Annotated in this window: 21 protein-coding genes; 15 read left to right on the top strand and 6 right to left on the bottom strand. The window is 63.7% G+C overall.

All coding sequences use genetic code 11. From position 1 onward, the window contains the following. Positions 1-79: 79 nt before the first annotated feature. Together DFR50_RS31795 and DFR50_RS31790 are read right to left on the bottom strand one after the other, a co-directional pair. Positions 80-391, bottom strand: coding sequence for a hypothetical protein (locus DFR50_RS31795; protein ID WP_147262977.1), 312 nt, complete (start codon positions 389-391; stop codon positions 80-82). A 121-nt stretch (positions 392-512) separates the two neighbouring features. Continuing rightward, the gene (locus tag DFR50_RS31790; protein WP_147262976.1) at positions 513-1,025 is read right to left on the bottom strand and encodes a hypothetical protein; all 513 of its coding nucleotides are present in this window, start codon (positions 1,023-1,025) and stop codon (positions 513-515) included. A gap of 208 nt (positions 1,026-1,233) precedes the next feature. Here DFR50_RS31790 and recD2 point away from each other — a divergent pair, with 208 nt between their 5' ends. Beyond that, the gene (recD2, locus tag DFR50_RS30150) at positions 1,234-3,459 is read left to right on the top strand and encodes an SF1B family DNA helicase RecD2 (protein WP_113893829.1); all 2,226 of its coding nucleotides are present in this window, start codon (positions 1,234-1,236) and stop codon (positions 3,457-3,459) included. Between the two features lie 622 nt (positions 3,460-4,081). After that, entirely contained in the window at positions 4,082-4,822 is a 741-nt protein-coding gene (locus DFR50_RS32410) for a hypothetical protein (RefSeq protein ID WP_170153450.1), read from the top strand. Positions 4,823-5,063: 241 nt separating this feature from the next. Here the strand turns inward: DFR50_RS32410 and DFR50_RS30140 are convergent, their stop codons facing one another. Further along, entirely contained in the window at positions 5,064-5,588 is a 525-nt protein-coding gene (locus DFR50_RS30140; protein ID WP_113893825.1) for a phospholipase D-like domain-containing protein, read from the bottom strand. A gap of 193 nt (positions 5,589-5,781) precedes the next feature. Continuing rightward, positions 5,782-6,048: a hypothetical protein gene (locus tag DFR50_RS30135; RefSeq protein ID WP_113893908.1), complete on the bottom strand. Its 267-nt coding sequence runs from the start codon at positions 6,046-6,048 to the stop codon at positions 5,782-5,784. Positions 6,049-6,157: 109 nt separating this feature from the next. Between DFR50_RS30135 and DFR50_RS30130 the strand changes: the two genes are divergently transcribed. Further along, positions 6,158-6,652: a DUF7713 domain-containing protein gene (locus tag DFR50_RS30130; protein ID WP_113893823.1), complete on the top strand. Its 495-nt coding sequence runs from the start codon at positions 6,158-6,160 to the stop codon at positions 6,650-6,652. An 85-nt stretch (positions 6,653-6,737) separates the two neighbouring features. Here DFR50_RS30130 and DFR50_RS30125 read toward each other — a convergent pair whose 3' ends face one another. After that, a complete protein-coding gene (locus DFR50_RS30125) occupies positions 6,738-7,001 on the bottom strand; it encodes a WGR domain-containing protein (protein ID WP_113893821.1) in 264 nt (87 codons plus the stop codon). A gap of 264 nt (positions 7,002-7,265) precedes the next feature. On the opposite strand from DFR50_RS30125, the gene DFR50_RS30120 reads away from it, so the two are divergent. Beyond that, complete coding sequence (locus tag DFR50_RS30120; protein ID WP_113893819.1) at positions 7,266-7,481, top strand: hypothetical protein; 216 nt, start codon at positions 7,266-7,268, stop codon at positions 7,479-7,481. Between the two features lie 243 nt (positions 7,482-7,724). Next, entirely contained in the window at positions 7,725-8,684 is a 960-nt protein-coding gene (locus tag DFR50_RS30115; protein WP_113893817.1) for a DUF3991 and TOPRIM domain-containing protein, read from the top strand. A 431-nt stretch (positions 8,685-9,115) separates the two neighbouring features. Here DFR50_RS30115 and DFR50_RS30110 read toward each other — a convergent pair whose 3' ends face one another. Next, positions 9,116-10,831: a patatin-like phospholipase family protein gene (locus DFR50_RS30110; protein ID WP_113893815.1), complete on the bottom strand. Its 1,716-nt coding sequence runs from the start codon at positions 10,829-10,831 to the stop codon at positions 9,116-9,118. Positions 10,832-11,243: 412 nt separating this feature from the next. Between DFR50_RS30110 and DFR50_RS30105 the strand changes: the two genes are divergently transcribed. The 10 genes from DFR50_RS30105 (at position 11,244) to DFR50_RS30060 (ending at position 20,729) form a co-directional block, all read left to right on the top strand. Next, positions 11,244-12,206: an ArdC family protein gene (locus DFR50_RS30105; RefSeq protein WP_245428237.1), complete on the top strand. Its 963-nt coding sequence runs from the start codon at positions 11,244-11,246 to the stop codon at positions 12,204-12,206. A gap of 196 nt (positions 12,207-12,402) precedes the next feature. Beyond that, positions 12,403-12,618: a hypothetical protein gene (locus tag DFR50_RS30100; RefSeq protein ID WP_147262975.1), complete on the top strand. Its 216-nt coding sequence runs from the start codon at positions 12,403-12,405 to the stop codon at positions 12,616-12,618. Positions 12,619-12,642: 24 nt separating this feature from the next. After that, complete coding sequence (locus DFR50_RS30095) at positions 12,643-13,011, top strand: hypothetical protein (RefSeq protein ID WP_113893809.1); 369 nt, start codon at positions 12,643-12,645, stop codon at positions 13,009-13,011. Further along, entirely contained in the window at positions 13,008-13,232 is a 225-nt protein-coding gene (locus tag DFR50_RS30090; RefSeq protein WP_113893807.1) for a hypothetical protein, read from the top strand. Before DFR50_RS30095 ends, DFR50_RS30090 begins: the two co-directional genes overlap by 4 nt. Then, the gene (locus DFR50_RS30085) at positions 13,229-13,657 is read left to right on the top strand and encodes a hypothetical protein (protein WP_113893805.1); all 429 of its coding nucleotides are present in this window, start codon (positions 13,229-13,231) and stop codon (positions 13,655-13,657) included. Before DFR50_RS30090 ends, DFR50_RS30085 begins: the two co-directional genes overlap by 4 nt. Positions 13,658-13,858: 201 nt before the next feature. Beyond that, positions 13,859-14,071 carry a hypothetical protein gene (locus tag DFR50_RS30080; protein ID WP_113893803.1) on the top strand — a complete coding sequence of 71 codons (213 nt, stop codon included), beginning with the start codon at positions 13,859-13,861 and terminating at the stop codon, positions 14,069-14,071. A 135-nt stretch (positions 14,072-14,206) separates the two neighbouring features. Continuing rightward, positions 14,207-14,530 (top strand): hypothetical protein, encoded by a 324-nt coding sequence (locus DFR50_RS30075; RefSeq protein WP_147262974.1) that lies wholly within the window; start codon positions 14,207-14,209, stop codon positions 14,528-14,530. Positions 14,531-14,654: 124 nt separating this feature from the next. Beyond that, entirely contained in the window at positions 14,655-19,754 is a 5,100-nt protein-coding gene (locus DFR50_RS30070) for a methyltransferase (RefSeq protein WP_113893799.1), read from the top strand. A 67-nt stretch (positions 19,755-19,821) separates the two neighbouring features. Further along, positions 19,822-20,337, top strand: coding sequence for a hypothetical protein (locus DFR50_RS30065; protein ID WP_113893797.1), 516 nt, complete (start codon positions 19,822-19,824; stop codon positions 20,335-20,337). Positions 20,338-20,546: 209 nt separating this feature from the next. Then, on the top strand, positions 20,547-20,729 hold the full coding sequence (locus DFR50_RS30060; protein WP_113893795.1) for a ParB N-terminal domain-containing protein: 183 nt from the start codon (positions 20,547-20,549) through the stop codon (positions 20,727-20,729). The last annotated feature ends 83 nt before the right edge of the window (positions 20,730-20,812 follow it).

Below are 20,812 nucleotides of genomic sequence, written 5' to 3'. Positions count from 1 at the left end.
TTCCGACACACTGCAAAGACTTGACGATCTCAGCTCGAACCCTTGCCCGTGGCCGTGCCAACCCGCTGACGAAGCGATTTTACTTTGCTTCGGTATTTGGATCGGTGGCGTGTTGGATAAGCGTGACCGGCAAGTGCGTCAGATAGGCAAACGCGTGCGTCAATTGACCGATAGACTGTGCGGCGAATGTGATCGGGGTGGTCGGCGCGGTCGGCGCGGCGGCAACTGGATCGGTGGCCGCCTGAGCGGCCGGTAATTTCACCGTCTTCTCTGGCTGTTCCGGAGAAAGCGGCTGTTTCGGAGCCTCGGCCATTGCTCCAGCTGTGGCCTTCCCGCTCTTCGCAACAATTTTTCTTTCTGACTTTTTGCTGGCATTGGGCGCCGCCGACAAGTCGATCTTCTTGGCTGGCGGTTTTGCGGAGTCTACCTTGATACCAGACGTCGCTACCGCCTCCGCGTGCGGCTTTGGCTCTTCGCCCGGAGATGTCGACTCGGCCGAATTGGTCGATATTTTAGCGATTGGCGTCCCGTCTGGCCTGACCAAGCCGCTCGTGCAACGGGACAACGGAAATTGGGCCCTTCGACCCGGGAGCGGACGGCTTGAGGGCGAGGCCCGCGCCGGCGAGAGCCACGAAGCCCAATGCAAGCCCCAAAGCCGCGAGTCTCCACCTTCGCGAACGAACGTGTGTCACCTCTCCGGTCTGATCGTGATGTTGCCCACGAGTGTCGCGCTGGTCCGCCTGTCTGCGCTCCAGCGATCCGTCGGCGCCAAAATCGTCAGCGTTGTCATGTGCGTTGTCGAAGTCGGTCGTTTGCTGAGGCTCCGCGGCAGCTGAAGGTGACGCGGACACGATCGACGCAAACGGTGAGAACGGTTGGGGAGCGAAGGGCGGATGCCCCGAGGTCTCAAGCAAGCGCTTCAGTTCGGCCAGCATCTCTTCCGCGTTCACTTGTCGCGTCATATCGGCGCCAAGGCGGCGGTCGTACTCCTCCTGTCCGTTTTCTTCGGTCCTTTGAGAGCTCATCTCACACCCTTATTCCCCTTCATGCGCGAAAGCACTCCCGACGAGGGGGCGATCTATCGTCGTCGGGTCGAACCATTCCAGGGAATGTCGGTTATACTGATGACGCCCGAGAAATTAAATCATGGAAGAAGCTGCTGAGACGCCTCGCGCGCGGGGCGTCATCCGCGGGGTGGCGCGCGAAGGGAGAACAGGCGATCCTGGCGCCCTCATGAAGTCAACGTCGGAATCATCGACCCAAGAAGTGCTCGCAGGTCTCGTCGAGCGGGTCACTTTCCACAACGCCGAGAATGGCTTCTGCGTGCTCCGGGCGAAGGCGCGCGGACATCGCGATCTGGTGACCGTGGTCGGCCACGCCGCCGTCATCTCGGCCGGCGAGTGGATCACCGCATCCGGCGAATGGATCAACGATCGCGCCCACGGTCAGCAGTTCCGGGCGCGCTTTCTCAAGACCTCAGCGCCGAGTTCGATTGACGGGATCGAGAAATACCTGGGCTCCGGCATGATCCGGGGCATCGGGCCGGCCTACGCGAAGAAGATGGTCAAGGCCTTCGGGGAGAGGGTCTTCGACGTCATCGAGGCCGAACCCGAGCGGCTTCGCGAAGTGACAGGCATCGGCGCGGTTCGGGCCAAGCGCATCACGGACGCGTGGGCCGAGCAGAAGGTCGTCCGGGAGATCATGATCTTCCTGCACAGCCACGGGGTCGGCACCGCCCGGGCGGTTCGCATCTACAAGACCTACGGCGCCGACGCCGTGCGGGTCATGACCGAGAACCCCTATCGGCTGGCCCGAGACATCCGGGGCATCGGTTTCAAGACCGCCGACGCGATCGCGATGAAGCTCGGCATCGAAAAGACCGCCATGATCCGGCTGCGCGCCGGGATATCGTACGCGTTGACCGAGGCGATGGATGAGGGTCATTGCGGGCTGCCGACGGATCAATTGATCCCGCTCGCCGAAAAACTGCTCGAAGCGCCGAAGGAATTGATCCTGACGGCTCTCGATCTCGAACGCTCCGAGGGCGCCGTGATCGCCGACAAGGTCGGCGACACCGCCTGCATCTTCCTCGCAGGCCTCTACAGGGCCGAGCAAGTGATCTCCGATCGGCTGATCCGCCTCGTGAATGGCAAGCTCCCCTGGCCGTGGATCGACGAAGAGAAGGCTGTACCCTGGGTCGAAAAGCGCAGCGGCCTGCAGCTTGCCGACAGTCAGCGGGCGGCGATCCGGCTGGCTCTGACTGCCAAGGCGCTGGTGATCACCGGCGGCCCGGGCGTCGGCAAGACGACGATCGTCAATTCGATCCTCAAGATCCTTGCGGCCAAGGGCGTGCGGCTGTTGCTTTGCGCCCCGACGGGTCGCGCAGCCAAGCGCATGACCGAAGCGACGGGCGTCGAGGCGAAGACGATCCACCGGCTCCTGGAGGTCGATCCCAAGAGCGGCGGGTTCAAACGCAATGCCGAAAATCCCCTCGATTGCGACCTGCTCGTGGTCGACGAGGCCTCGATGGTCGACGTCATGTTGATGCAGGCGATGATGAAGGCGACGCCGGACAACGCGGCGCTACTCATTGTCGGCGACATCGACCAGCTCCCCTCCGTCGGACCCGGGCAGGTCCTGGCCGACATCATCGGCTCTGGCGCAGTGCCCGTGGTGCGCCTCACCGAGGTGTTCCGGCAGGCCGCGGCGAGCCGGATTATAATCAACGCTCACCGCATCAATCAGGGCCTGATGCCCGATCTCAGCGCGCCCGCTGGCGACAGCGACTTCTACTTCGTTCCGGCCGAGGATCCCGAGAATGCCGTTCAGCGCATCCTGGAGTTGGTAAAGACCCGCATCCCCAAGCGCTTCGGCTTGAATCCGATCCGCGACATCCAGGTGCTTTGCCCGATGAATCGCGGCGGCGTTGGGGCGCGTTCGCTCAACATCGAACTGCGGGCAGCGTTGAACCCCGCTGGCGAACGCAAGGTCGAGCGTTTTGGCTGGACCTTTGCGCCGGGCGACAAGGTCATGCAGATCGAGAATGACTATGACAAGGAGGTCTATAACGGCGACATCGGCTATATCGTCGACGTCGATCCCGAGGCGGGCGAACTCGTGGCGAGCTTCGACGGGCGCTCGGTGACCTACGCCTTCGGCGAACTCGACACACTGGTTCCCGCCTACGCCACCACCATCCACAAGAGTCAGGGCTCCGAATATCCCGCCGTGATCATCCCGGTCATGACCCAGCATTACCCAATGCTGCAACGAAATCTGCTCTACACCGGCATCACCCGCGGCAAGCGGCTCGTGGTTCTCGTCGGCCAGAAGAAGGCCATTGCGATTGCAGTTCGCAATGTGTCGAGCCGGCGACGTTGGTCGAAGCTCGACGAGTGGCTACGCGTCGGTATCGATCAGCGTGGGGTTCGAAAGCCGATCAGCATCGCGACAATCTGAGCGAATTGGCTCCGATGGGGCAGTCCCCGCGTCGACCTACACGCATGGCGCCATCGCGAGGCCGGGGGCCCCGGGGTTTATTGCGCTTTGGCCGCAGGAACCTCTGATTGTGCAGATGACGACGAAGGCCATTGGGCGCTGGGCGTCAGGACCTCAGTACGATCCGCGAGACAGTTCCAAATTCGAGGTCACTGCATTCGGGGGGGGTGACCGAAACTCGACTCAACCCATCACTCGGATTTGCGAGGCCAGCTCTCTCGGAAAGTGCGCGGAATCACGAAGGCGACGGCGAGGGGCGGCGGGAGTCGATCACCGTCATTGCGATCCCTGACGCCGAGAATTCCAACTCAAGCCAGGAAGCGCCACGACCCTCGAGCACGTCGGCCATTCGGTGGGCCGTCGCGCCGAAGCCGACCACTTCTCGGCAGCAATTGGAATGCTGATTGATCGGCGATGAGTTGTGGTGCGGTCGCCCCGCGAACTCGTCCGCCCGGCTGGTGCTCCACGCATTTGCCGGGCGCTTTTCTTTTGGCGCGTATGATTGCGCGCGAATGCTGGCGTTCCGAAAGGTCCGCTGCTAGCGTCTCGAACAGCGCCAACTTGCGCTCGGGAGGGATGGTGTATGCGTGAATCTTTTCGCCGTATCGGTTCGGCCGCAGTGTTTGCGCTGGGCTTCGCGCTCGCCGGCTTGAGCGTCGCCAATGCCGAAAGCGTCATGAAAGAGTGCGGCGCCGATTGGCAGGCCGCCAAGGCGGCGGGGACGACGAACGGCCAGACCTGGCAGGAATTCCTAAGGTCGTGCCGTGCGCAGCATCAGGGCGGCGCTCAGGCCCCCGCCGCAGCGCCTGCAGCGCAAGCCGCTCCTGCGCCGGCAGCGCCCGCGCCTACGGCGGCCGCCGGGAAGTCCGCCAAGGAGTGCAACGCCGAGTACGCAGCGAACAAGGCGGCGATCAGATCCTCAGGTCAGAAGAAGGCCGACTTCGTCGCGGCGTGCCGCGCGGGCAATGAGACGATCCCGCAGGGGGCTGCCGCCGCCCCGGCTCCTGCGCCCGCTCCTGCCCCCGCGCCCGCGCAGAATTCCGGATCGATGTTCCCCTGGCAGCAGCCCGCTTCTGCGCCCGCTCCGGCGCCGACGGCGCCGGCGTCGACAGCGACTCCGACCGGCGCGGGCCAGTTCGCGTCCGAGCAGCAGGCCAAGTACCGCTGCCCGTCAGACACTGTCGTTTGGGTGAACACAAGCTCCGGCGTCTACCACTTCCCCGGCACGCACAACTACGGCCACACGAAGGAGGGCGCGTATATGTGCGAGGCGGATGCAAAGGCGGCGGGTGATCGAGCTGCCAAGAATGAGAAGCACCCGTAAGCCTGACGCTCAGAGCGCAGCCCGTGAGCTGCGCTCTCTCACTTCCCGTCTCTCGTTAGCCGCTCAAGCTCCTCTATCGGGTCGACGTCGTCAGCAGGCCGCGAGCGGTGCCGCCTGGGGGGTTTGTTTCGATCACTGAAATCGGCGTCTGTCGCCATGCGCGTCGCGGTATCGAGACGACCAGGTTTGCCTGGGACTCTACCCAGGATCGCGTCGGCCATCGACCGAAGCCAGGCGAGCATCATTTCGGCTCGAGCTCCCTGATTGCAGGTTCAAATTCTATCATTGGCTGCCCGGCGTCCCACATGCGCTCGAAATGCGCGTCGAATTTCGCCGCCGAGCCGGCGTTCCGGATGACGATCAAGTCGTTGTCCTGGGCGCGCTCGCCGGACGTTGAGAAGTTTGCCGAGCCCGTCCGCAACACCTCGCCATCTACGCTGTACGCTTTCAGGTGCATGTAAGGGCCGCCACGTTTGATCCGAACGTTATCGGACAGATCGCCGAGCTTAACAAAGTCATGGCGTTCGCGCGGATCGAGCACGATGCGAACTGCGACTCCACGATGGTCGGCGTCAGTCAGCGCGTCAATGATGATGGGATCGGTGAGGGCGTAGGAGGCGAAGTCGATCGACTGTTTCGCGGCGCCGATCAATTGGACGTCTATCGCGTCAAGCCGCTCTTCCGGCGAGAAGTGGACTTCTTGCGCTCCGGCTTGAGTGGCGCCGAGCACGGCGAGTACGCCGGCGAAAGCAAGTCGACCAATCATTGCCCCTCGAATCCGAACCCAAGCGCCGCGCCGCCGATCTCAGGCGGCCGATCCATCACCACGAAGGCAGCGCGTTCAAGGTGCGTCATGAACCGCTTGGATCCAATCTCAGGCATGATCTCGTCGCCGTTTTGGACGCGCTTGCGGCCCGAAAGCGCTGGGCATTGGCGAGCGCATCGGCGACATCGCGCAATCAGCGGCGCAATGGGATCACGTTTCCTTTGTCGAGGAACGTTCGCATCCCTTCCTCAGCGACGGTCCGCTCGAATTCGGCGAAGGCTTCGTCGTCGCTCGCAAACAGGTCGTCCCAGACAATGGACGTTCTGGCGGAATTGACCACCTCCAGCGACCACTCGGTTTCGTGCTCAAGCCGGATGATCAAGACCTCTACAGTGACGCCGTCCTTCTTCACGATCCGTGAAAGCCCCGATTTGACGATCTTGGGGTCCCGCTCGATCATCGCCGCCTCCAAATTCGGGGCAGTTCTATTCGACAGAGCAGGCGTTTTCCAGACTCTTGCCGCGCTGCCACGCTTCGCGGCTATATTCGGGGCGTCGAGGAGCTCGCAAATGCGCTTGAAGAAGCCGACCCGCGCCATAATCGATCAAGTGCGGATAACACGCGAGGGAAACGACGCGATTATCGACTATGCCGACGCCGGCATTGCGGGGACGCGTGTCACTATCGGACCCGACATCGCGACCATGACGGACCGTGAAATCATCGACCTGTTCAACGGCATCCTCGCAGCTCAAGAACGTCTCCTGGCCGACTGGGACAAGACGGTCACCGAAGAACCGCCGGGGGAGAAACAAATCGATTATCACGAAGATAGCGGTCAATGGGTCCCGCGCGGCGGCGTGCTCCGCTGCATCATCGACGATGGCGGCCCTGAGGGAGAGGTCACAATTCATATTGACGACAAGGAATTGTCACTCGCCGAATTCGGCCGGATGCTGAGGGTTCATGCGGGTTGGGGGATGAGAATCGCGTTCGTGCCTGAGGAATTCATATCCGAGAATCCAAAGGTCGAAATCCGAAAGCCCAAGCGGCCAAAGCGCTGACGCGGCGCCAGGCGCAGGCTGTCTGTCGCCAAATCCGAGAGGCGGACCGACGGGCCGCGCGGCGGGGCCATACGGACGCCTGCCGTCACGCTCGGAGCTGGTATCCGCGGCGCCTCTTGCGATCGAGCCATTTCGTGAGCTCGATCTGAGCGACCGGACGGGACGGGTGCAGGTCGATGCGCTCACGCCCTGCGCTCCCGATGCGACCCCACCGCCGCACAAGCGCCAAGTCCTCGAAGAGCGTCGGTTCGATCGACAGGACGTAAAATCGCGCCATGTTCCGCGCGCGGTCGACCCATTCGAGCACGAGAACTTGAAGAAGGGTCGGGTTGTCCGCGTCCGTGGCCATGGCCCAAAGCTAAGGCGCAAGAACGCCGTCGCGTCCAACGAATGATCGGAATCGATCGCATCGCTCCGATTCAGAATTCGAATCGATAGCAAGTTGGCAGGGGTCCGAACACGGATCGGCGTTGCACCCCCTGACTTCATCGATCAGAGGGCGTCGATCTCGGCGGACGATTCACGCGCCGCGTTTGTCCGCGACGAAAAGCCGCCTGGAAATTCGCGCCGCCGCCCGCTTCGTTAACTTCTCGCGTAGCCGGGGCGGCAGACGATGACCGATCGAAAGGTGCTTGCGCCGGCGTCGCCCGCGCTGCGGCGCGACGTCTCCTGTCCCACGTTCTTTCGGCAGGCGAAGCGCGTCAACAAGCATCGGGTGTCCCAGAAGACCATCGAGCGGCTTATCGGCGAAGGTCTCCTCGGCTGGGGCAATGCGAGTCGAACATTCGTGGTCCTCACCGAACGTGGACGAGCCCTGAACGGGGATTAGATCTTCGCGCCGTCGCCGCCTTCACTCGGCTCATCGCAAAGAGCGAAGAGCCATGGGAAATGAACGAGAGGCCAAGGCGCGCCTACCGCTATCGCCGCCTCCGCCGCAAGGGTCCGTCGCAGGCTCCCGCGCGTTCCGCGCGCCCTTGCGGCGGAGGCGCCTCGCGGTGCGGCCGGCCGGTGAACGCAGGAATGCATGGAGAGGCCTGAGAGGGCCGCCCTGCGCCAATCAGGAGACAATCCGATGAAGGACCCTCAGCGAGAGGTTGAAGAACTGCGCGCCGGCGTCAACTGCGCGACCGTGCTCGAGAAGGCGACGCCGCAATGGCTGCTCGATCGCAAGGAAAGCTCTAAGCGCTGCCTCAAGTATCGCCGCGGCGCAGGCGAAATCGTCATCGTCACGCATGGCGGGGCAGGGTGGTGGGACCCGAACAGCGACGCGAAGGGCGACGTCTTCCGACTTGTGCAGCACCTCGAGCCGAGCCTCAATTTCGGCGAGGTACGAAAGATGCTGAGGCCGCTCGCCGGGATTCGACCCGATTTCACGCCGGACGATCGCGCCCGAGACAGACGGGCTCCTCTCATCCCGATCGCTCAAAGATGGGCGCGCCGGCCGCGCCTGCGGCGCTGCTCAGACGCTTGGCGCTACCTCGCGGGCAGGGGACTGACAGAAGAGGTCCTGACCGCTGCGGCGCTTTCGGACATTGTCCGCGACGGCCCGCACGGTTCCGCCTGGTTCCCGCATCGCGATGCCGCAGGCCTCGTCGTCCACGTCGACGTCCGCGGCCCGACCTACAAGGGCTCCCTGACTGGCGGCAGCAAGGCCCTGTTCATCTTTCATCTAGGCAAGCCGTTGCGCGGGAGCCGCTTGGTGCTTGCCGAGGCGCCGATCGACGCCTTGAGCCGCGCGGCGATCGAGCGCCTGCGCGAGGACACGATCTACGCCGCCACCGGCGGCGGCATGGGACCCGGCACGATCGGCGCGGTCGAAGCGCGTCTTCTCGCGCTGAAAGGCTCGCCGGACGGGCTCCTCGAGAGCGCGACCGACGCCAATCCGGCCGGCGATCGCTACGCCGCCCGCCACGAGGCGATCGCCCGAGATATCGGCGTCCTGTTCAAGCGCCTCCGGCCGCCGATAGAGGGCGGCGACTGGAACGACGCGCTGATCGTCTCGCTCCAAGGAGAACGCCCCAATGAAGCATGATGAGGGCATCGCGCGGGTTGTTATCCAAACAACCCTAAAGGCGAACGCATCACGAACGGCGGCTCAAGCGGCGTCGCGCGAGGTTGAGTGATCGCCTTCCAACAGGGAATTTGGGGGCGCGCCGAGACGCTTCTGCTAGGTTTCCGGCGACCAGAACAAATGTTTTCAGGTTTCTCTTAAACTCGTGGCGCAATGGCGCGCGCCGAGCCTGGGGTCTCTCCAGGTGCCGACCTGCGCCCGATCGGGTGCAACGCATCGGCGAGTTAATCCCCGGCTCGGAGAGCGTGCAACGACGTCGCAGCAGGCGAGAGGTACCGAGCTTGCCTGTCCTGTCACATCCAACGCATGAACATATATCGCGGGTGGGTTTGAACGTACACCGATTGCCGTGAACTCGCACCTCGGTTTGTTTAGTCGCTATGGCGGCTAATCTAGGGTTCCTTCCTGCGAGATGGGAATTTTCTCTCGGCGGCCTTGGTCAGCGTCTCGTCAAGATTCCTGGCGTTGAGCAAGACCAGATAGCGGCCAAGCCGCACGAGCGCGGTGGCGTCGGCCTCGCTGTAGTCATCTTCAAGCGTCTCTGACTTGCGGAAGACACCGACTGTCCCTTCTATGTCAGTGCCGACAAGACGGACGAGATCCCACCATCGGCATTCAGTGCTATCCTCGGAGCCTTTCTTCGGTATAACGCACTCTAAATCGACCTTGGTTAGATTCGTAGGCCCCCTGGTGCGGCGATAGGCGTCGAGAGTGTTTTTTGCGGTAGTCCTATCGGGTATGAGTTCAACGATTCGGTCTAGAGTAGCTTCGTCGAGTTGCTGCGGCTGGAAGTAGAAGAACTGTTCTCTGGCATTGTGTGGATGGGGAAAGCCGACGATGATAGCATCTGGTCCAAAGGAGAGTGAAGACGGCAGAGATAAAGCAACTTTTGGGGGCTCCGGTGTCATGATTCTGACAATCCCGGTCTCAAGCCCGGTGACGTCGATGGCGCGCATGACTTCAGACAATAGTCCTTTGTTATTTTCATCAGCCTCAAGGCTCTTGCCGCCGTCAGAGATGACTATCAAATCGAGCTTCCATTCCTCGCCTAATTGAAAGCCTGACCAGGGCACGAAGGTTGGCGAGGTGCCGCGCGCGCTTGCATCGGCGTTCTCCAACAGTTTGAGGCCGAGGTTATCACGAACGCCCCCGTCGACCAGCGTCATGCCGATCTCGCGCACGTCGGACGACGTAGCGAGAGGTTCGGGATTGACGGTAAATATGGCGTTAGTGCGTAGCGCTGGAAAAGCGCCCGGGAAGGCCCCCGATATGGACACCCTCGTGGCGAGGTCGCCCAATCCATCAATCGTGATTGCCTCGCCGGTCCTGAAAAACCTCGAGGTTGTGGGACCGGCCAGCAGATAACCGTTGTCGGTCGCGCCGACACTGATGCCGCGTGAGATATCGGTCATCGCGACGATCAACGCCGGCGGCTTGGCGCTGGCACTCGACGGCGACGAGAGCAGAACACGGTGAACGATCGCGGCCTGTACGTCGCGGCGGGAGAAAGCCCCAAAGGGCAGAAGCCAACGCGGCAGGTTTAACGCGGAGAGGAGTTCGCGCTTGAAGCGAAAGCGTCCATTGATCACCGCTTTAACAAACTCGGCGGGATCGCCGCCTTGGGCGATATACGCGCCGATTATGGATCCGCCGGAGACCGAACTGATATTGCTGATGGGTATTCCTCGCTGATCGAGTTCCATCAGAACGCCAGCATGAAGTAGTGCCGCGCGATAGCCGCCGCCAGAAAGGGCGAGGCCAATCCTAAGATCGGCGGCTTGAGAGGCGACTTTGACGGGCGAAGCGACATGGCCCGTAAACGGCAATGGAGCTGGTTCCATTGCGCGATCGAGGACACCTAAGAGCACCCAACAAGCGATCAGCCAAGCGTAGACTTGTGGAATTGAGAAGGCTCGTAGGAATTGGCCGCGGAAAGCTGGCTTGCGATGGCTACCGCCGCGCCACGCGAAAACTGTGACAAACCCTGTAGTCACGAAGGCGATGCCGACTGAATCACGCAACGCCGAGTACGTGCCAGCAAGCCACAGCCAAGCGAGCAGGATGAGGGGGGCGAGCGCAACTAGGGCATAGCGAATAACGAGTCGCATGCCGACTCCAGAATGAGATTGTGGCAACAAATTCTGTATCGCGAATTGCTCCGCGGATGAAACCTGCTCTTTTGACTTTTGACGACGCGTCCGAGAACCGGCGTCCGTTCCTGTCGCAACCGTCGCGTCCCCCAACGACCGCAATCTGACCACCGGTCTCGTTGGTCGTACCGGCGATCGGTTTCTCTGCGCAATTCAGGCGGCCATCTCGGCTGCACCCTCAGAGACCTGATGCGGTGAATTAGGACAGAAAAGAAGCCGATCTCGCATAGCCGGTCGCCGCCGCAAGGGTTCGCCCGATCGAGCCGCTTCGCTGGGCTCTCACGGGCCGCATGCGCGCCCTTGCCCCGACGACCGCTATACGAGGGCGGGAGCTCATTCAGGAACAATTCCGTTCCGGAGGATGAGTCACATGCGAAACTTCCGCAGCAATCCCGCGCAACGACGCGACCACTATCAGGAACTCACCGACAGGATCATCGCCGCGCTCGAGGCCGGTACAGCGCCATGGCGAAGGCCGTGGGACAAGGCCGCATGCGGGGGCGCCACGGCGCCGGTCAACGCAGCCACCGGCCATCGCTACCGGGGCATCAACCTCTTCGTCCTCGGAATGTCGCCGCTCGCTTTCGCGTCCAGCGACCCGCGCTGGTGCAGCTATCGCCAGGCGTCCGCGCGCGGCTGGCAGGTCCGCAAGGGCGAGAAGGCGACGCCGGTCTATTTCTACAAGCCGATCGAGATCGAGGATAAAACGAGCGATGGCGGACGGGAGACGCGGCGCATCCCGATCCTGCGCACATTCTCGGTCTTTCACGCTTCCCAGATCGACGGAATCCCAGAACTTGCGCCTGCGGTGGCGACGAAGGCCGTGGGCGAGCGAATCGAGGACGTCGAAATCATCGTTCAAACAAGCGGCGTCCCTGTCCGTATCGGCGGAGACCGGGCGTTCTACAGCCCGACTTTCGACTTCATCCAGCTACCTCCGGACGAAGCTTTTCACAGCCCTGAACTGCGTGCGGCAACGCTTTTCCATGAATTGGGGCACGCGACCGGTCACGTCAGCCGATTAAACCGCGATTTGAGCGGCGGTTTTGGATCGACGGCTTACGCCAAGGAAGAACTTCGAGCGGAATTAGCCTCATACGCGATCGGCTCCATGATCGGATTACCTTGCGACGTTCCCAACCACGCAAGTTATCTTCTATCATGGATTGAAGTGCTTAAGCAAGACCGCCGGGAGATCTTCCATGCGGCGGCCGAAGCGCAGCGGATCGCCGATTACATCCTCGCCTTCCACCCCGACTACGCCGAGAAGCCCGCTGACCCCATGGGCGACGACGACGATGCGTCGACGATCGTCGCTCCGCTGGCCGCTTGAGGGGCGGGCGCCGCGTCCTGAGCGTCACAGCCTGCGAAGCTGATATCGGACGCTTCGCTTCGCCCAGCGCTCGCTGACCTTTGCCCTCTTCGCGGGCTCAGCGCAGGCGGCGACAGACGTCGCACTCAACTATCCATCCTCGAAACTGCGGGCGCTTCACACGATTGCCTTACCCCAATAGGAAGCTCGATCCCGCATGCCCAAATCCAAAGCCACTGACATGACCGCGGAGCAGAGGGCGGCGCTCAGGGCCTACGCGCTCAGCAACGGCCGATTCTGGAAGCGCCGCCTTTGGGCGGCCTGGATCAATGGCGCCGACGCGAAAGAGCGGGAAGGGTCCGTCCTCCGTCAGATCCGCAATACCCATGGGCCGTCGCTCCTCACGCGCATTGGCCTTTCCCACCTCGACTGACCCTCACCAAAAAGGACGTTCAGCATGCCCGCGACAATCGTTCTCTCCGCCTATCCCGGCCGCTGCACCCCAGGCGGTCGTGAACTCGCCCTTTCAATCGGTGTTGCCGTTCCGCAGCGACGCGTAGAAGTCACTGACCTCGTTAGCGTCATCGAAGCTGTCGCCGCTTTTGGGCGCGACGTTCAGGCCGCAAATCCCGCCGCGAGCTTCGAAGTCTCAACGAGGGTCGTGGCCGGCCGGAAGCCGCACGGCTTCGACGCGGCCGATAAAGTCGACGCCTTCGGCGGGCGGGTCTTCCTCCGTTCCGACGTCGACCAGTCCGCACTTCACCGTCGCCTCGTCGATCCCGCCGCCGCAGTCGATGGTGCCCGGGCCCCGGCGTTAGCCCAGTGACCGCTCCCTCCTGGGTCATGCCCAAAACCAGGCTCTTCCTCGTCGCCTACGAAGGAGCCGACGGCAGGCCTTACGCCGTCGCCCTCTCCGATCACGGCGTCGCGGCCCGGCTCGCGCGCCGATTCGGCGGCGAAGTGATCGACACCCTGGTCGACAACCACGCCGACATGGCGGCCGACGTCGACTCCGGCGAAACCGAATGCAAGGGAGGTTTCAGATGAGAACCTACACTGTCGAGGTGACGTGGCGCGTCTCGGAATACGCGCACTTGGTCGTCAAGGCCGAGACGCCAGAGGCTGCGAGGGCGAAGGCTCTCGAATGCTGTGAGTCCGGCCTCCCAAGTAAGTCCAACCGGGCCGAGGATCAGGACGGCGACATCCAGATCCTCAAGGATCCGGAATACGACTACGAGAGCAATCTCGGCCGTGATCGCGTCACTGGCATCTGGGAGGGCGAGGAAGCCTATCCGAACAACGCCGTCACGCTCCCACTCCCGACGACGCCGGAGGAAGAGCTCGAAGCGGCGATCGAGGCGCTGCTTAGGGGAGTCGACGCGTGCCTGAGAATCGGAACAGCGCCGCATGCGGTCACAAGGCCAGCAGAGGCGATTCGTGAGGCTTTCGCCAAATGGAAGGAGGCGCGCTGATGCCCGAATATCGCGTCGAATGGTGCGTCGACGTCGAGGCCAACGATCGGCAAGAGGCCGCCCGCCTCGCGCTCGCGATCCAACAAAGCGGCGATTCGATCGCTGAGCGACGTCTTCAATGTCTGGGGCGAGGATGATCCCGACGATCCGACCCCGGTCGACCTACCGGAAGATCGGATCGGACGGGTCGACGAGGTTTCCGTGGAGGCCAACACCCGCGACATCGGGCTCGCGATCTCCAGTTTTCCGAAAGGGCGGACCTTTTCGAATCATCACGAGAACGACGATGGCGGAACCCTCGATCCCGTCGCCGACGCCGCGATCGAGGCGATCGACGCCTCCGATCCCAACAATCTCGTCCTGATGCTCGATGGCGGACAACGCCTCACCGTCCGCATCATCGCCAGCGCTTGACAGGAGCTTTTGCGGCCTCGTTTCCGCGGTTCGATCCGCGGACCAAGGGGCGAGAACGCCTCTGACGAGAGAGGACGAGAACAATCAGACAGATGAGAGGCGCCAGCCGCCGTCCCGGCGCGCAAGGGTCGGGCCATGCGCTTCGCGCCCTTGCCCGCCGCGCCGGCGGCCGGCCCGGAATCGGGGTCTTCGGAACAGTCTGAAGACGACACAGGAAGACCCCCGATGAAACCCATCCTCGAACTGCATGTGTCCGGCCTCCGCGAAGGCGAGACACTGACCTTCCGGATTGAACCCGTGGGACCGAACGCCGCAAAGCCGGTGTTCTTGAGCCCGGCCGAGTTCTCGACCGTCTCAGAAATCATCGACCGCGCATCGAAAGAATCGTCGCCGAATTGGCACGAGGTCCGGCAGGCGATCCTGAGAGCCTTCTACGAGGCCAAGATCAAGCGCGGCTGAACCGCGCCTCGCCCTTCCAACCCCTCCCTTTTAGCCGTCGCGTGCAAATGACCGGTCCTCGAAGCGCCATGCGCCTTCAGGGCTTCGCGTCCGCACGCGCTTTTCTTTCGAAAGCGCGCACCCCATGAAGCACGACCAGTTCACCCTGCCCTTCCTTGACACCACGAGCCTCGGCGGGACCTTAAGCCTCTATGGCGGATTCCCGACCGCCGGATTCCCAACCGCGAAGTCCCCTGCCCTTCCGGAGATGACCTTCGAGCCGGAAGCGGCCGGAGTCCTCGACGCGCCCGACCCCACGAGGCGGACCGTCCCCGCCCACGACTACCGCCTCGCCGGCGATCGCCGTCTCGCCCAGGGCTGGAAGGCGCGCGCTCGAGACAATCTCGCCGCGATCCGACTCATGACGGCGATCGAGGCCGAAGGCCGTCACGCCCGACCGGACGAGCAGGAGAGCCTCGCGAAATTCACGGCCTTCGGCGCCACGGACCTCGCTGACAAGCTCTTTCGCCGTGCCGGCGAAGGCTTCGCCTCCGCATGGGAAGATCTCGGCCTCGAGCTCGAGGAGCTCGTCTCGCGCGAGGATCTCGCGAATCTCAAGCGGGCGACGCAATACGCGCATTTCACGCCTGAGTTCATGATCCGCGCCATCTGGCGGGCGCTGCGCGGAATCGGCTTCGACGGCGGGCGCGTGCTCGAGCCCGGTTGCGGAACGGGCCTCTTCTTCGCCCTCGCGCCGGAAGCGCTTGCGGGCAAGCTGGCGTTGACCGGCGTCGAGATGGACGCTGTGACCGCCCGGATTGCAAAGCTCCTCTATCCCAACGCCCGCATCCGGCACGAGGATTTCACCAAGGCGCGCCTGCCCGACGTCTTCGACCTTGCGATCGGCAACCCGCCCTTCTCGGACCGCACTGTGCGCGCCGACGATCCGACCGGCGAGTTGCGCCTTTCCCTGCATGACTATTTCATCGCGCGCTCGATCGAGCGGCTGCGGCCCGGAGGCCTCGCCGCCTTCGTCACCTCGCGCTGGACCCTGGACAAGGTCGATCAGACGGCCCGCGCGCATATCGCCTCGATGGCGGACCTGATCGGCGCAGTGCGACTGCCGCAAGGCGCAATGAATGCCGCAGCAGGAACGGACGTCGTGGTCGACATCCTCTTCCTGCAGAAGCGGGATGCGGAAGCCACAGCAGGCGGCACGGCCTGGGACGGCCTCGCCGAGGCAGTTCCCGCCGAAGGCGGCGACGCGGCGCTCGCGATCAATCGGTATTTCGTCGAGCACCCCGACATGGTCCTTGGGGACCACGCCCGCACCTCGAGCGCCTACGGGCCGGTCTATACCTGCCGGCCGGTCCTCTCGACCGCCGGCGCGCTCGCCGACCTTCTCACGCAGGCGCTCGACCGTCTGCCGCGCGACCTCTTCAAGCCGATTGCGGCGATCCTGGCGAAAGACCCATCGCCCATCGCGGTCCGCGTCGGGACGGCCGCCGAGGGCGCGACCATCAAGGAAGGCAGCTACCTCGTCCACGACGGCGCGCTCGTTCAGATCATCTACGGGGCGCCGCAGCCGGTCGCCGTCCGCGAGGGCAAAGGAACCGAAGGCATCCCGGCAAAGCACGCCAGAATCATCCGCGGCCTGATCTCCGTACGCAATGCGGTGCGGGAGGTTTTGCGTGATCAGGCCGACGACAGGCCGTGGGGGTCGGCGCAAATCCGGTTGCGTTCGGCTTATGCGAGCTTCGTCCGCAACTTCGGACCGATCAACCTGACCACGATCAGCGAGACGGTCAACGCCGAGGGTGAGACGCGCGAGACGTTCCGCCGCCCCAACCTTCAACCCTTCCTCGACGACCCCGACGTCTGGCTCGTCGCCTCGATCGAGGATTACGACCTCGAGAGCGGAACCGCGAAACAGGGGCCGATCTTCCGCGAGCGCGTGCTGCATCCCGAGACCACGCCGCTCATCGAGACGGCCGAGGACGCGCTCGCCGTCACCCTGCACGAGACCGGCGGCGTCGATCTCGACCGCATCGCGGAGCTTCTCGGCCGCTCGCGCGAGACCACGATCGCGGAACTCGGCGAGCGCATCTATCTCGATCCCGAAGCTGCCGTCGCCCAAGACAGGGACGTCTGGGTCACGGCCGACGCCTATCTCTCGGGCAAAATCCGCACCAAGCTCGGGGCGGCAGTCGCCGCGGCGACGCTGGACGAACGCTATCGGCGCAACGTCGCCGCGCTCGAAAGGACCCTGCCGGAGGATCTGAAGCCCTCCGACATCACCGCTCGCCTCGGCGCGCCGTGGATACCCGCCGATGTCGTCGCCGCCTTCTCCGAGGACGTGCTCGGAGTCCAGACGCCCGTCTATCATACGGTCGAGATCGCGAGCTGGTCGATCAATGTCCATGCCTTCACGCCGGTCGCGAGCTCATCGACCGATTGGGGCACGTCCCGCCGGCATGCCGGCGAACTCCTGATGGACGCCCTCAACGCGTCGTTGCCCCAGATCTATGATGTCTTCACCGAGGATGGGGTCGAGAAGCGCGTCCTCAACGCCGCCGACACCGAGGCCGCCAAGGACAAGCTCGCCAGGATCAAGGCGGCCTTCGAGACCTGGGTGTGGAAGGACGTCGAACGGGCCGACCGCCTGGCGCGGATCTACAACGACCGCTTCAACAACCTCGTCCCGCGGCATTTCGACGGGTCGCACCTAAAAATCCCCGGCGCTTCCAGCGTCATCAGCTTCTACGCCCACCAGAAGCGGGTCATCTGGCGGATCGTCGCCTCCGGCACGACCTATGTCGCCCATGCCGTCGGCGCGGGCAAAACCTTCAGCCTCGCCGCCGCGATCATGGAGCAGAAGCGGCTCGGCCTCATCACCAAGGCGATGATGGTCGTTCCCGGCCATTGCCTTGTGCAGGCGAGCCGCGAGTTTCTTCAGCTCTATCCGACCGCCCGGATCCTCGTCGCCGACGAGACCAATTTTGTGAAGGACAAGCGCCAGCGGTTCCTCGCTCGGGCGGCGACCGCCCAATGGGACTGCATCATCATCACCCATTCGGCCTTCAAGTTCATACCTTGCCCGGCCGATTTCGAACGAAGGCTGATCACCCAGCAGATGCAATCCTATTCGGATCTTCTCGAGCGCGTCGACGGGGCGGACCGGCTCTCGCGCAAGCGCATCGAGCGGATGAAAGAGGGCTTGGAGGAGGACCTCGAGCGGCTCAAGTCCCGCAAGGATGACATGCTGACCCTCGCCGAGATCGGCGTCGACCAGATGATCGTCGATGAGGCCCAGGAATTCAGAAAGTTGTCGTTTGGGACCAACCAGACGACGCTGAAGGGCGTCGATCCCGACGGATCGCAGCGCGCCTGGGACCTCTACGTCAAGACCCGCTACATCGACGCGACGCGCAACCCCGGCCGGGCGCTGATCGCCGCGTCCGGCACCCCGATCGCCAATTCGCTCGCCGAGCTCTTCACGCTCCAGCGGTTCATCCAGCCCGACGCCTTGCGGGAGCGCGGCATTCAGGAATTCGACGCCTGGGCGGCCAATTTCGGGGAGACGAGGACCGAACTCGAGCTTCAGCCCTCCGGCCTCTACAAGCCCGTCACCCGGTTCTGCGAATTCGTCAACGTCCCCGACCTCATGGCGATCACTCGCATGTCGACGGACGTCGTGCTGAAGTCGGACCTGCGACGGTATCTCCGCTTGCCCACGATCGCCGGCGGCCGGCGTCAGATCATCGCGGCCCCGGCCAGCGAGGCCTTCCTCTCCTATCAGCGCCATCTCGCTGAGCGCATCAAGACGATCGAGCAGCGCCAGCGGAAACCGCAGAAGGGCGACGACATCCTGCTGTCGGTCATCACCGACGGCCGTCATGCCGCAATCGACCTCCGCTTCGTCCGCTCATCCCAGGAGAACGAGCCCGAGAACAAGCTCAACGCCTTGATCGACAAGGTTCACGAGATCTGGGTCCGCACCGCGAACCACCGGTTCACCCGCGCTGACGGCGTCCCATACGCCCTGCCCGGCGCCGCGCAGATGATCTTTTCCGACCTCGGCACGATCGCGGCCGAGGAAACGCGCGGCTTCTCGGCCTATCGCTGGATCCGGGACTGCCTCGTCGCGCGTGGCGTCCCGGCAAGCCAGATCGCCTTCATGCAGGACTACAAGAAATCCTCCGCCAAGCAGCGGCTGTTCAATGCCGTCAATGGGGGCCAGGTCCGAATCCTGATCGGATCGTCCGAGACCATGGGCACCGGCGTCAACGCCCAGCGGCGCCTGAAAGCCCTCCACCATCTCGACGTGCCCTGGCTCCCCTCGCAGATCGAGCAGCGCGAGGGCCGGATCGAGCGACAGGGCAACGAGCACGACGAGATCGAGATCTACGCCTATGCGACGAAGCGCAGCGTCGACGCGACGGGGTGGCAGATTCTCGAACGCAAGGCGCGCTTCATCGACGCCGCCATGGCCGGGGACCGCAGCGTCCGCCGCATCGAGGATGCAGGCTCGCAGGCGAACCAGTTCGCGCTCGCCAAGGCGATCGCATCTGGCGACGAACGCCTCATGCGCAAGGCGGGGACCGCCTCCGAGATCGCGCGCCTCGTACGCCTGCGCGACAGCCATTTCGACGACCAGATCGCTCTCCGCCGCAAGATTGGCTACGGCGATAAGAGCCTCGCCGGCGCTACGCAGAGGATCGCCGAGATCGCGCAAGACCTCGCCCAGCGAACGCCGACGCGGGGCGACGCCTTCGTGATGACAGTCGGCGACCGAAAGCTGACCGAGCGCAAGGCCGCGGGCGAAGCGCTGATTGCGCTCATGAAACAACTCAAGCCGAAGAAGCCGGGCGCGACCGCGCCGGTCGGCGCGATCGGCGGCTTCGCGATCGAGGCGAGAACCACCACCTTCGACGAACTCGAACTCAGACTCTCGCGCGCCTGCCGGTCCGACCCGATCGCCTGCGAAAAAGACGTGACGGCGCTCGGCCTTGTCTCGCGCCTCGAAGCGGCGCTGAGCCGGTTCGAAGTCGAGCTCGCCGAGGAACGCCGCACCGTCGCGGAAGTCTCCGGCTGGCTGCCGGGTTTCAAGGCGCGGCTTGGCGACCCCTTCCCCCATCAGGCCGAGCTCGACGAGAAGCGCGCCGAAATGGCTGAGCTCGAAGCCTCGCTCGCGGCCACGCCCGGCGACGCCGCTCCGCCCGAAGCAACCGAAGCCGCCGCCTGACCGTCAGACGACGATCGGCACGCAACACCCCTTCGCCCCATCAACTCCTCCCGACAGGAGACGACCGATGCTGCCCTCGACAATCGTTCGCGCGCTGACCACGCCCGCGTTCGAACCCGATCACTTCACCGCAACGCAATGGAGCACCGCCGAGGACAAGGCGAAATTCGCCAACGCGCTGATGAAGTTTATCGCTCAGGAATTTCCGCGCCAGAGTTTCAGCAAGACCCTGTACCAACGGCTCAGCAATACATTCGGACATATTGCGCATTACAATATAGATGGGTACTATTCAACCTTCTTCGAGCGCGACGCGGGCAAGGTGGTTTTCCTCGATCAGACGCTTCGTTGGCGTTGCTACGGCGACCCGACCTACACATTCTGCGACGTCGAGCGCGCCGTCCAGCGGCGCCTGCGGGCCGCCAACGTGATCGAAGTGTTCCGCATGCGCGAGGCCGATGCGACCCGCAAGCGCGAGCTCGACATCCTCGCTCGCTTGCAAGCGAAATACGGCGCCGACCGCGAGTCTCCTTCGTCCTCGCCGCAGACCTCGCCGTCGCAGGCCGACCTGTTCGCGACATGACGCGAAGAACAGGCCGAGGAGAAGACAATGACTTACGAAAGAGCACGGGACGCCCGTCCGCCGCAAAGGGTTGGTCCGTCCCGCCGCTTACGCTCAAGCGGGCCGAATCCCGGCGCTTCGCGCCGCCTTTGCCCCGGCCGGTACGCCCGCGCTCTCCGGGTTTCGTCTTCGAGGACAACCCTCGATCAGATGAAACCAGGAGAGAACAGATGGAACTGCGTCGCGTCGACCCCCGCATCCTGAAACAGAATCCCCATAATCCCCGCAACATCCAGCCCGGCGAAATGTCCGACGCCACACTTGCCGCCAGCATCAGCGCGGTTGGCATCCTCCAGCCGCCGGCCGTCACGGAGAAGAACAGCGAGCTGACGATCGCCTATGGCCCGAACTAACGAAAGGGCCTCCGGATACGCATAAGGAGACAAAGCAGGAACGTCAGGCGGCTCTGAGCAATGCCTCGGATAAGGTGCGCAGC

This window comes from Roseiarcus fermentans (assembly GCF_003315135.1).
Taxonomy (GTDB): domain Bacteria; phylum Pseudomonadota; class Alphaproteobacteria; order Rhizobiales; family Beijerinckiaceae; genus Roseiarcus; species Roseiarcus fermentans.
This window is presented reverse-complemented; position numbering and strand designations above follow the sequence as displayed.